Source organism: Amycolatopsis sp. NPDC049252 (assembly GCF_043197175.1).
Taxonomy (GTDB): domain Bacteria; phylum Actinomycetota; class Actinomycetes; order Mycobacteriales; family Pseudonocardiaceae; genus Amycolatopsis.
Window position 1 is genome coordinate 1 of the sequence record NZ_JBICSQ010000149.1, and the last position, 11,449, is coordinate 11,449.

The following is an 11,449-nucleotide window of genomic DNA, read 5'->3' on the forward strand; positions in this document are numbered from 1 at the left end:
CCCCGCCGTCCAGCCCGGCCGCCGGTGGTGGCGGTGCCCCCGCCGCCGCGCCCGCGCAGGCGCCGAGCACCCCGCCTTCCACACCGGCCCCGCCGAGCAGCAGCACCACGCCGCCGCCCGCGTCGAGCCAGGCTCCCGCTCCCACGGACGGCTCGGTCGACGCCGACACGGCCAAGCAGATCCAGGCCGCGAAGGCCGTCCGGCAGAACCCGCAGCTGATCGGCGCCGACGGCACTCCGAACCAGGACCTCGTCGCCCAGGCGATGGCGTCGCTCACCTGCGCGCCGAACGCCAAGGACCCCCTCGAGGGCAACGACGACCCCAAGCTGCCGCTGGTCGCCTGCGGTGACCACGACACGTACAAGTACCTGCTGGAGCCGGAGTTCCTGCCGGGCACCGAGATCGCCGACTCGAGCTCGGGCTACGACCAGCAGCGCGGCCAGTGGGTGGTGAACCTCAGCTTCAAGAGCGAGGGCACCAAGATCTGGGCGGACTTCACTTCGAAGAACACCAACCAGCAGGCCGCGTTCGTGCTCGACACGCAGGTCGTGTCCGCGCCGAACATCCAGGTCGCGATCCTGGACGGCAACACCCAGATCACCGGCAAGTTCACGCAGTCCGAGGCGAAGGACCTCTCGGACATCCTGAAGTACGGCTCGCTGCCGCTGTCGTTCGCCTCCTCGGACGCGACCACGGTGTCGGCCACCCTCGGCCTGGCCTCGCTGCAGGCCGGCCTGCTCGCCGGCGGCATCGGCCTGCTGGTCGTCTTCATCTACTGCCTGTTCTACTACCGGCTGCTCGGCGTGCTCACCATCCTGTCGCTGGCGTTGTCCTTCTCGCTGGTGTTCGCGGTGCTGGTGCTGCTCGGGCGCTGGATCGGCTACACGCTGGACCTGGCGGGCATCGCCGGCCTGATCATCGCCATCGGCATCACGGCGGACTCGTTCGTCATCTACTTCGAACGAATAAAGGACGAGATCCGGGAGGGCCGGACGTTCCGGTCCGCGGTGCCGCGCGGCTGGACCCGCGCCCAGCGCACGATCCTGGCCTCGGACGCGGTGAGCTTCCTGGCCGCGGCGATCCTGTACATCATCGCGGTCGGCGACGTCCAGGGCTTCGCGTTCACCCTCGGCATGTCCACCGTGCTCGACCTGGTGATCGTCTACCTGGTCACGCACCCGCTGGTCGCGCTCGCGTCCACGTCGAAGTCGAAGTTCCTGTCCAACCCGAAGTACCTGGGCCTGGGCGCCGTGCAGCAAGTGGGTTCGCAGCGCAAGTCGACCTCGGTCGGCCGCGCGAACGTGAAGGAGGCCTGACGTGGGCGTCGAGGAACTGGGCAGGGACGCCGACGGCGACACCAAGGTCGCGGCGAAACCCGGCAAGCGGGAAAGCATCTTCCGCCGTCTCTACGTCGGCACCGGCGCGTTCGACGTCGTCGGCAAGCGCAAGCGCTGGTACATCTTCTTCACCGCGCTGGTGCTGGTGTGCCTCGCGTCGATGATCTTCCGCGGCTTCAACTTCGGCATCGAGTTCGAGGGCGGCACGCAGATCCAGATGCCGGCCGCCGGCATCCACGGCGTGATCACCGAGGACCAGGCCAAGGAGTCGTTCCAGAAGGCACTCGGTCACCAGCCCGCGGAGACGCAGAAGGTCGGCACGGGCGCCGCGTCGACCATCCAGATCCGCTCCGAGGTGCTCGACGCGGCGGACGTCGCCAAGGTGAAGCAGACGCTGTTCCAGGACCTGGGCCCGATCGGCAGCAACAAGCAGCCGAGCGTGCAGGCGATCAGTGACAGCGCGGTCAGCGCGTCCTGGGGTGGCGAGATCTCGCAGAAGGCGCTGATCGCCCTCCTGGTGTTCCTCGTCGCGGTGGTCATCTTCCTGGCGATCTACTTCGACCTGCGGATGGCGTCGGCGGCGCTCGTTTCGCTGCTGCACGACATCTTCGTCACCGCGGGTGTGTATTCGCTGGTCGGCTTCGAGGTGACGCCGGCGACGGTGATCGGCCTGCTGACGATCCTCGGGTTCTCGCTGTACGACACGGTGGTGGTGTTCGACAAGGTCCGCGAGAACACACGCGGCCTGCTCGGGCTGACCCGCCGCACGTTCGGCGAAGCCGCGAACCTGGCGCTGAACCAGACCCTGATGCGGTCGTTCAACACGGCGTTCATCGCGCTGCTGCCGATCCTCGGCCTGCTGATCGTCGGGTACCTGCTGCTCGGCTCGGGCACGCTGCAGGACCTGGCGCTGGTGCAGCTCACGGGCACGATCGTCGGCGTCCTGTCGTCGGTCGCGCTGGCGACGCCGCTGCTGGTCGACTTCAAGATGCGCGACCCGAAATACCGGCAGCAGGCCGAGCGGGTCCAGCAGCGCCGGGCCAGCCAGGAGCGCAAGGCCGCGGGCGACGACTTCGACGCCTCGGACGACGACGCACTGGCGAAGGAACTGCGTAAGGAGAAGGCGTACGCCGCCGCGGCGAGCGTGCCCGCCCGGATCCAGAAGCAGCGCCCTTCGGGCAAACCGGCCGGGAAGAGGAAGCGCTGACGTGGAGCTGGACGAGGCCCTCGGCCTGATCGCCGAAGTGCCGGACTTTCCCGAGCCCGGCGTGCTGTTCCGCGACCTGAGCCCGATGTTCGCGGACGCGGGCGCGTTCAAGGCCGTGACCGACGCGCTGGCGGGCACCCTCGACTCTCGCGTCGAGGCGCTCGCCGGCGTGGAGGCGCGCGGCTTCCTGCTGGCGGCGGCCGTCGGGTACGCCCGCGGTCTCGGCGTGGTGCTGATCCGCAAGCCGGGCAAGCTCCCGCAGGTCGCGGGCCGGGTCGACTACGCGCTGGAGTACGGCACGGCGACGGTCGAGCTGCCGGCCGGCGTGGTCCGCCCCGGCCAGCGGATCGCGATCCTCGACGACGTCCTGGCCACGGGCGGCACGGTCGCGGCCACGGGCAAGCTCCTGGAGGACGCGGGCGCGGTCGTCGACAGCGTCTCGGTCGTCATGGAACTGGCGGCCCTCGGCGGCCGCGGCGTGCTGGGGGACCGGAAGATCCACGCCCTGCAGGTCTGCTGACGTCCCATGAGGGGCACCTTCATGGCTCTCAAGTCCATGAAGGTGCCCCTCATGACTTTTCGCCACGCCGGGCGATCGGGTGAATCCGCTGGTCCGCGGCTTGGCGTCACCCTGAACGGGCGCACCCGGAGGGGCGGGGAACCCGAACGGCTACCCTGGTGGTTCGAAGGCCGCACGAGCAGCAGGAGGTGCGGGTGAGCCAGGAGCTCGACGCCGCGGTGCCCGCTCAAGAGGGCACCCCGCAGAACGGGCAGGCGGCGGCACAGCCCGCGCCGCCGAAGCCGAACGGCGCGGCGCCGAACCCGTCCGCCACCCGGCGGGTGCGCGCCCGGCTCGCCCGGCGGATCACCGCCCAGCGCGCCGCCCCCGTCAAGCAGGTCCTCGAACCCCTGGCGGTCATCCACCGCGAGCTGCACCCCAACGCCGACCTGGGGCTGCTGCAGCGCGCCTACGACGTCGCCGAGGAGCTGCACCGCAACCAGCGGCGCAAGTCCGGCGACCCGTACATCACGCATCCGCTCGCCGTCGCCACGATCCTCGCCGAGCTGGGCATGGACACCACCACGCTCGTCGCGGCGCTGCTGCACGACACCGTCGAGGACACCGGCTATGCCGTCGAGAGCCTGAAGGCCGACTTTGGCGAGAAGGTCGCCGAGCTGGTCGACGGCGTCACGAAGCTGGACAAGGTCAAGCTCGGCACGTCCGCCGAGGCCGAGACCATCCGCAAGATGGTCATCGCGATGGCCAAGGACCCGCGGGTGCTGGTCATCAAGCTCGCCGACCGGCTGCACAACATGCGCACGATGCGCTTCCTGCCGCCGGAGAAGCAGGCCCGCAAGGCCCGCGAGACCCTCGAAGTCCTCGCCCCGCTCGCCCACCGGCTCGGCATGGCCACGGTGAAGTGGGAGCTGGAGGACCTGGCGTTCGCCATCCTGCAGCCGAAGAAGTACGACGAGATCGTGCGCCTGGTCGCCGACCGGGCGCCCTCGCGCGACATCTACCTGCGCTCGGTCATCACCGACCTCACCAGCAACCTCGTCTCGTCACGGATCACCGCGAAGGTCGAGGGCCGGCCCAAGCACTACTACTCGATCCACCAGAAGATGATCGTCCGCGGCCGCGACCTGGACGACATCCACGACCTGGTCGGCGTGCGGATCCTGGTCGAGGACGTCCGCGACTGCTACGCGGCGATGGGTGTCGTCCACGCGCTGTGGCAGCCGGTGCCCGGGCGGTTCAAGGACTACATCGCGCAGCCGCGGTTCAGCGTCTACCAGTCGCTGCACACCACGGTGATCGGCCCGGACGGCAAGCCTCTCGAGGTGCAGATCCGCACCTACGAGATGCACCGCACCGCCGAGTACGGCATCGCCGCGCACTGGCGGTACAAGGAGACCAAGGGCACGCACAACGGCAACGCCGTGGACGTCGACGAGATGGCGTGGATGCGCCAGCTCCTCGACTGGCAGCGGGAGGCGGCGGACCCGGGGGACTTCCTCGAGTCGCTGCGTTACGAGCTGGCCGCGCGCGAGATCTTCGTGTTCACGCCCAAGGGCGACGTGATCACGCTGCCGGTCGAGTCGACGCCGGTGGACTTCGCCTACGCCGTGCACACCGAGGTCGGGCACCGCTGCATCGGCGCCCGCGTCAACGGCCGCCTGGTCGCGCTGGAACGCAAGCTGGAAAACGGCGAAGTCGTCGAGATCTTCACCTCGAAGGCGGAGAACGCCGGGCCGAGCCGCGACTGGCTGCAGTTCGCCGGCTCGCCTAAGGCGCGCGCGAAGATCCGGCAATGGTTCGCCAAGGAACGCCGTGACGAGGCGATCGAAGGCGGCAAAGAAGCCATCACCAAGGAGATCCGCAAGGTCGGCCTGCCGATCCAGCGGCTGGTCTCCGCGGAGTCCATGGGCTCGATCGCGACCGAACTGCGCCACGCCGACATCTCGTCGCTGTACGCGGCGGTCGGGGAGGGGCACACCAGCGCCAAGCACGTCGTCCAGCGCCTGGTCGCGCTGATCGGCGGGGTCGACGCGGCGGAGGAGGAGCTCGCCGAGCGGGCGACGCCGTCCACCGTCACCCGGCGCCGCGGCTCCAACGACGTCGGCGTCGTGGTCAAGGGCGCCAGCGACGTCTGGGCGAAGCTCGCCCGCTGCTGCACCCCGGTGCCGGGCGACGAGATCCTCGGCTTCGTGACCCGCGGCGGCGGTGTCTCGGTCCACCGGACCGACTGCACCAACGCCGGCGACCTGCAGTCCCAGCCCGAGCGGCTGGTCGAGGTCGAGTGGGCGCCCTCGGCGTCGTCGGTGTTCCTGGTGGCCATCCAGGTCGAGGCGCTCGACCGGCACCGCCTGCTCTCGGACGTGACGAAGGTGCTGGCCGACGAGAAGGTCAACATCCTGTCGGCCTCGGTGACGACGTCGCGCGACCGGGTCGCGGTCAGCCGCTTCTCGTTCGAGATGGGCGACCCTAAGCACCTGGGCCACGTCCTCAAGGTGGTCCGCGGCGTGGAAGGCGTCTACGACGTCTACCGCGTGACGTCGGCTTCATAGGAGACCGATGTGACCAGCGGCGGCCGGGAGCGGGACGTCTGCAGTGAAGTACTGGCCGGATGGTCCACTTCGGACAACGCGGGCCGGCTGGCATGGATCTGACCGCGAAGCGCCTGGTCTAGAGGACCTTCCGCAGGATCGCGTCGACGTCGTCAGGGCGTTCGAGCGCGGGCAGGTGACCGGTGTCGGGGAGTTCCACGAGTTCGGCGTTCGGCAGGGACGCCGCGAGGTGCCGGGACAGCTCCACCAGCCCCAGCGCGTCGGACAGGCCGATCACCACCTGGGCCGGGGTCGCGATCTCGGCCAGGCGGTGGCGGGTGTCCGGGATCCGTTCCGTCCACTGTGGAGCCGTCGTCAGGCGGTGGTACACCTGCTCGCACATTTCCCGCACCAGCGCCAGCATGTCCGGCGGCAGCACGGACACATCGCGCGCGGGACCCGCGACCAGGTAGCGGATGTTGGCCTCGGACATGGCCCGGACGTCCGCCGGGTCGACGTCGCGGGTCAGCTCGGCGATGTCCGCCTGCATGTGGTCCGGCCACGTGTGGCCGGTGAGGCCGGACCCGAGCAGCACGAGCCGGGTGACCCGCTCCGGCGCGGCGAGCGCGGTGTCCATCGAGACCGCGCCGCCCATCGACGCCCCGACCAGCGTGGCCTGCTCGATCCCCCGGGCATCGAGCAGGGCCAGCAGGTCCTCGTGGTGGGCGAACTCGCCGAGGCCGTCGGCGGACTCGCCGAAGCCGCGGCGGTCGTAGCGGATCACCCGGTGGGTGGCGGTGAGCGCGGTGAACTGCGGCTCCCACATCCTGCGGTCGCCGATCGCGGCGTGCAGCAGCACGACCGCGGGCCCCGCACCCGCGTCGTCGTAGCCGAACGTCGTCCCGTTCACCTCGATCATCGCCATGGGCCCCAAGCTAGCGCCGCGACCGCGTCACACACCCGGGGTTTCGCTCAGGGCGAGAAGCTAATGTGCCAGGCATGACCGACGGATTCGAGCTGACGCGCGACGGCGAAGTCGCCCGGCTGACCTTCGCCCGGCCCGAGAAGATGAACGCGATCACCTACGGGATGTGGTCGGCGATTCCCGACGTCGTGGCCGAGGTCGAGGCCGATCACGCGCTCAAGGTGCTCGTGATCGCGGGTGGCGGCAAGCACTTCTCGGCGGGCGCGGACATCAGCGAGTTCGGCGAGCTGCGCACCACCGCCGACGGTGCGGCGAGCTACGACAAGGCCGTCGAAGGCGCGGTGGCCGCGCTGACGTCGATGCGGAAGCCGTCGGTCGCGATGATCCAGGGCAACTGCATCGGCGGCGGCTGCCAGGTGTCGGTCGCCTGCGACTTCCGGTTCGCCGCCGAGGGATCGCGGTTCGGCATCACCCCGGCGAAGCTCGGCATCGTCTACCACTTCGATTCGACGCGCCAGCTGGTCTCGCTCGTCGGCCCGGCGCACGCGAAGTACTTCCTGCTGTCGGGCGAGCTGATCACGGCGGCCCGCGCCCGCGAGATCGGCCTGCTCAACGACGTCTTCCCGGCCGACGACCTCGAAGCCTCGACGCTGGAGTTCGTCCGGACGCTGTGCTCCCGCTCGCAGGCGTCGGTCCGCGGGATGAACCGGATCATCGAGAAGATCGTCGCCGGCCAGGAGACCTCGGACGCGGAGGTCGAGGAGATCCGCTCCGAGGCCCTGCACGGTGAGGACTACGCGGAGGGTGTCGCCGCGTTCCTGGCGCGCCGCCCGCCGAACTTCACCTTCGGCTGACGAGCGCCTCCAGCCGGTCCACGATCTCGTGGAGCGGGCCGCGGGTGTCGAGCTCCACGATCGCCGACGCCCGCAGCAGCGGCTCGACCGCCGCCGTGTCCGCCACGATCCGGGCGCGTTCCGCGGCGGTCTTCGCGAACGGGGGTTGGTGTCCCGGCGGGTGATCCGCTCCAGCATGACCGGCAGGGGCGCGCTGAGCAGGACGACCGCGGCGAACCGCGGGTAGAAGCGCCCCTGGTTCACCACGGTGCCCGCGAGGAACAACGGCTCGCCCGACCGCTCGTGGTCCGCCAGCAGCGCGTCGAGCCGGTCTTCGCGCCACTGGCGTTCCCCGGCGCGATGGCGCAGGCGAGTGAAACAGGTGACGAGTTGTTCCGCCGATTCGGTGGTGGCGGCCCGCGCGGGCGTGCCCAGCAGCGTCACGCCCAGAACGGCGGGGAGGGAGACGCGAAGTGTTTCCGGAATACCAACGGACCCAGCCCCGTTGCTGCGCGGAAAAAGCGGCGACGGTGTCGGAAACCGATCTGCGGCGCTCGTTCCGGATCCGGTCAACCGCCCGCGGGGGAAACGACCGGACAACGCGGGACCAATACTATCTTCAGCCGTCCAGATACGGCCGGAAGTGCTCGCCGACGACGTCGGTGACACCGTCGGGGTCGAGGCTGCCGTCGATCTCGATGACGCGGATGCCGAGGTCTCGCGCCGCGCGCACGGCGTGCGCGGCCAGCATCCGGTCCCGCGTCAGCCGGGTCCGCTGGGCCGGGATCGCGGGTTCCTCCGGCCGGTGCCGCAGCTGGTGCTGCCGGAACAGCTCGGTCGGCACCAGCACGACCATCCGGCCCGGCGAATCCACCAGTGGCGCGACCAGCTCGGGGCGCAGCACCCGGCCCTCGGCGACGATCGGCCGCGGTGACGTCAGCGCGCGCAGGTCGTCCAGCGCGTAGTGGAACCGGTGCCGGAACTCGGCCATGATCTCGGTCAGCTGGTCGCCGGCCGGGACGTCGTCCGGCAGCGCGTTCCCGGGCCGGGCCCGGTAGTCGTGGTGGTACGTCGTCAGGTCGTACCGCTCGGCCAGCAGCCGGGCGACGGTGGACTTCCCGGTCCACGGGGCGCCGCCGATCCACAGCGCCTTCTGCAGCGTGCCGAAGGGATCCCAGGTCATCAGACGACTATCGCGGGACGGGAGGGCTGATGGCCAGTGTTCCGGCGCCGGTTGATCCGTTCAGCGCAGAGTGACCCGGCAAGTACGGGCCGGTGTCACTCGCTTTCGTCGTCCACGACGAGCACGGTGGCCGCGTCCGGCTCGCGGGCGGGGCCGACCCGGAACCGGAACTGCGAGCCCGGCCGGATCGCGGCGATCACCTGGGTGTCGGCGGTGTCGAAGAAGATGATCGAGTGTTCGGCGGTGATCGGCTCCTGCCGCAGCACCACCGGCAGCTTGTCGGACGACTGGTCAGGCCGCGGCAGGGGGACGACCACCGGGATCGGCAACGTGCCGCTGACCGAGCCGGACCCGTCGTCGTCGAAATCGGGCTCGGGCCACCGCGGTTCGGGCGCCTCGGCCGGTGCGAACGGCGGTGGCGGCACGACCTGCGGCCGCCGTCGCCACCAGAGCCCGGCGATCAGGCCGGTGAGCAGGCCGCCGGTGCCGCTGACCGCGGACGCGAGACCGGTACCCAGCCCGGAACCGGCGGACGCGGGAGCCGCCGCCTGTGCGGGCGGGGCGGCCGGAGCGGGCGTGGGCAGGGGCCCGAACTTCACCGCGGGGTCGCGGGCGTCGTCCGGCAGCAGGAGGACCTGACCGGGTTCGATCGCGGCGGGGTCGTCGAACGGCGTTCCGTCGGGCCGCGGCCTGCCCTTGTTGAGCGTGAAGATCTCCTGGAACCGCTTCCCGTCGCCGAGCGCCTTCTCGGCGATCTTGAACAACGTGATGTCATCGGGGTTCGCGGCGTGGGGGACGATGAAGTACTTCACCGACGGCGGGGGTGGCGGCGCGGACTGGGCCAGCGCGGGCCCGCCGGCCAGCACGGCGAACAGGACGCCGGCGCAGGCGGCCTGGCCGGTGCGCCCGAGGACGCGGCGCACCGCGGGAACCCGCATTTCGGCCATCGTCGCCCACCCTCTCCCCGGTGGCACAACCGGCCCCGGTGTTCCCCTTTACACGGGGCGGGCGGTGGCGTGGTTCAGATTTCGTCCCAGGGCACGGTTTCGTACGCCTCGGCGAGCAGCTCCACGGCACGATCGGCGGGCGGCAGCACGAAGTCGTCGACGGAGGCGACCGGGCGGCCCGGGGTTTCCGAGTTGGTGAGGAACATCGCGTCGAACGCGGGCAGGTCGGCGGGCCGGACCTCGCGCGTCTCCTGCGGGACGCCGAGCCGCTGGAGGGTCTCCCGCTGGACGAGCATCGTGATCCCCGGGAGCACCGCCGCGTCCGGCCAGACGACGGTGTCACCGGCCAGGAAGCCGGTGTTCCACACCGACGCCTCGCTGATCCGGCCCTGGTGGTCGACGAACAACGCGTCGTCGTAACCGGCGAGCTCGGCCTGGCGGGAGTGGTGGATCAGGCCGAACGTGCCCAGGTGCTTCACCTGCGGCAGGTCCCGCTCGTACCGCACCGCGCGCAGGCGCAGCGGCGCCGGGTCGGCCGGGTGCGGCGGCAGGGTCCGGACCAGGATCTCCGGCGTCATCGGCTCGTCGAAGGAGCGGGTGAGCACCATGACCCGCACGGAAAGGGCCGGTTCGCCCGCGATCGCCTGCCGGACGTAGGCGCGCACCAAGTCCGTGTCGAGCTCCGCGCCGAACAGCAGCCGCGTACTCGAGGTGAGGCGGTCCAGGTGGTGGGAAAGACCGCGGACCCGCCCGTCCCGGACCTGCATCGCGGTGAAATGACCGTAGGAGGTCATCCCCGCGAGGAAGGCGCCCGGGCCGAGCGGGTCCCCGTTCAGCTCGATGCGGTGCGGCACTACTGGACGGTGACGCCCGTGAACTTCACCTGCTTGGTCGGCGCACCCGTGCCGTCCTGCGGGTTCGGGTTCGCGATGCCGGCCCTGGCCACCGCGTCCAGGACCTTCAGGCCCTCGTCGCTGATGCTGCCGAACACCGAGTAGTCCGGGGACAGCTCGGCGCTGCCGTAGACCATGAAGAACTGGCTGCCGCCGGAGTTCGGGGCCTGCGTCTTCGCCATCGCGAGGATGCCGCGGCCGTACTTGATCTCCGGGAACGCCTCGTCCGGCATCGTGTAGCCCGGCCCGCCCTGGCCGTCGGCCGTCGGGTCGCCGGTGGCCGAGGGGTCACCGCACTGCAGCATCTGCAGGCCCTCGGTACCGAGCCGGTGGCACATGGTGTCGTTGTAGAAGTTCTGCTTCGCCAGGCTGATGAAGCTCTGCACGGCGCAGGGCGCGAGCGCGCGGTCGAGCGTCAGCGGGATGTCGCCCGCAGTGCTCTTCAGCGTCACGTTCACCGTGCCGGTCGACGGGACGTTCTTGCCGTCGGGCAGGTTCACCTTCTTCGGCGTCTTGCCCGTCGTGTCGGCCTTGTAGTCGCACGTCGTCGGGTTCGGCAGCGCCTTCGTCCGCTTCGGCATCGCCGCGCGCTGCGTCGGGATCTGGATCTCGCTCGGCGGCGGGGCGGCCGAGGACGACGCGGCCGGGTCGGCGGTGCTGTCGCCGCCGTTGGCGCTCACGATCCACACCACCACGCCCGCGACGACGAGCACAGCCACGCCGACGACACCAGCGCCGATCCTCCTGCGTCGCTTCTGCTGCTCCAATCGGCGCTCGAGTTGCCTCTCGAGCTTGCGCTTCGCAGCTTCGCGGCGCTGCTGGTTGGTCGCCACCCCGTACCCTCCCAGGTTTCCGCTCGTGTCACACGTCTGAGGTAGCGGCAGTGTATGGGCACAGCCTGTGAGGACCATGTACAGGGCCCGCTAGTCTCAACCCGATCGTGATCGGCGCCATCCGGCGCGGATGTCCGGGAGGCGTTCGGTGCTCGTCGTCGGGTTCGGCAGCGGCCCGCTGCAGGCCAACTGCTACCTGCTGGCGGCGGCCGCCGGCGGGCCGTGCCTGGTCGTGGATCCGGG

10 protein-coding genes and 1 pseudogene are annotated in these 11,449 nt (G+C 70.6%); 6 read left to right on the forward strand and 5 right to left on the reverse strand.

Features of this window, described 5'->3' with window-relative positions:
- From secD to ACGFMK_RS47860, 4 genes are all read left to right on the forward strand, one after another.
- Nucleotides 1–1,316 (forward strand): protein translocase subunit SecD (gene secD, locus ACGFMK_RS47845; RefSeq protein ID WP_392778386.1); only part of this gene is annotated, 1,316 nt, incomplete at its 5' end.
- Nucleotide 1,317: 1 nt separating this feature from the next.
- Nucleotides 1,318–2,544 carry a protein translocase subunit SecF gene (secF, locus tag ACGFMK_RS47850; protein ID WP_392778389.1) on the forward strand — a complete coding sequence of 409 codons (1,227 nt, stop codon included), beginning with the start codon at nucleotides 1,318–1,320 and terminating at the stop codon, nucleotides 2,542–2,544.
- A gap of 1 nt (nucleotide 2,545) precedes the next feature.
- A complete protein-coding gene (locus ACGFMK_RS47855) occupies nucleotides 2,546–3,064 on the forward strand; it encodes an adenine phosphoribosyltransferase (protein ID WP_392778391.1) in 519 nt (172 codons plus the stop codon).
- 194 nt (nucleotides 3,065–3,258) lie between these two features.
- The gene (locus ACGFMK_RS47860; protein WP_323333473.1) at nucleotides 3,259–5,613 is read left to right on the forward strand and encodes a bifunctional (p)ppGpp synthetase/guanosine-3',5'-bis(diphosphate) 3'-pyrophosphohydrolase; all 2,355 of its coding nucleotides are present in this window, start codon (nucleotides 3,259–3,261) and stop codon (nucleotides 5,611–5,613) included.
- Between the two features lie 118 nt (nucleotides 5,614–5,731).
- Here the strand turns inward: ACGFMK_RS47860 and ACGFMK_RS47865 are convergent, their stop codons facing one another.
- Nucleotides 5,732–6,517: an alpha/beta fold hydrolase gene (locus tag ACGFMK_RS47865; protein WP_392778394.1), complete on the reverse strand. Its 786-nt coding sequence runs from the start codon at nucleotides 6,515–6,517 to the stop codon at nucleotides 5,732–5,734.
- A gap of 74 nt (nucleotides 6,518–6,591) precedes the next feature.
- Between ACGFMK_RS47865 and ACGFMK_RS47870 the strand changes: the two genes are divergently transcribed.
- Nucleotides 6,592–7,371 carry an enoyl-CoA hydratase/isomerase family protein gene (locus ACGFMK_RS47870; RefSeq protein ID WP_392778397.1) on the forward strand — a complete coding sequence of 260 codons (780 nt, stop codon included), beginning with the start codon at nucleotides 6,592–6,594 and terminating at the stop codon, nucleotides 7,369–7,371.
- Between the two features lie 598 nt (nucleotides 7,372–7,969).
- Here the strand turns inward: ACGFMK_RS47870 and ACGFMK_RS47875 are convergent.
- The 4 genes from ACGFMK_RS47875 to ACGFMK_RS47890 form a co-directional block, all read right to left on the reverse strand.
- On the reverse strand, nucleotides 7,970–8,533 hold the full coding sequence (locus ACGFMK_RS47875) for a hypothetical protein (RefSeq protein WP_392778400.1): 564 nt from the start codon (nucleotides 8,531–8,533) through the stop codon (nucleotides 7,970–7,972).
- 95 nt (nucleotides 8,534–8,628) lie between these two features.
- Nucleotides 8,629–9,480: a LysM peptidoglycan-binding domain-containing protein gene (locus ACGFMK_RS47880; protein WP_392778403.1), complete on the reverse strand. Its 852-nt coding sequence runs from the start codon at nucleotides 9,478–9,480 to the stop codon at nucleotides 8,629–8,631.
- Nucleotides 9,481–9,554: 74 nt separating this feature from the next.
- The gene (locus ACGFMK_RS47885; protein WP_392778405.1) at nucleotides 9,555–10,334 is read right to left on the reverse strand and encodes an aminotransferase class IV family protein; all 780 of its coding nucleotides are present in this window, start codon (nucleotides 10,332–10,334) and stop codon (nucleotides 9,555–9,557) included.
- A complete protein-coding gene (locus ACGFMK_RS47890) occupies nucleotides 10,334–11,206 on the reverse strand; it encodes a peptidylprolyl isomerase (protein WP_392778408.1) in 873 nt (290 codons plus the stop codon). Before ACGFMK_RS47890 ends, ACGFMK_RS47885 begins: the two co-directional genes overlap by 1 nt.
- A gap of 148 nt (nucleotides 11,207–11,354) precedes the next feature.
- On the opposite strand from ACGFMK_RS47890, the pseudogene ACGFMK_RS47895 reads away from it, so the two are divergent.
- A pseudogene (locus tag ACGFMK_RS47895) lies at nucleotides 11,355–11,449 on the forward strand (MBL fold metallo-hydrolase); the annotation flags it as partial.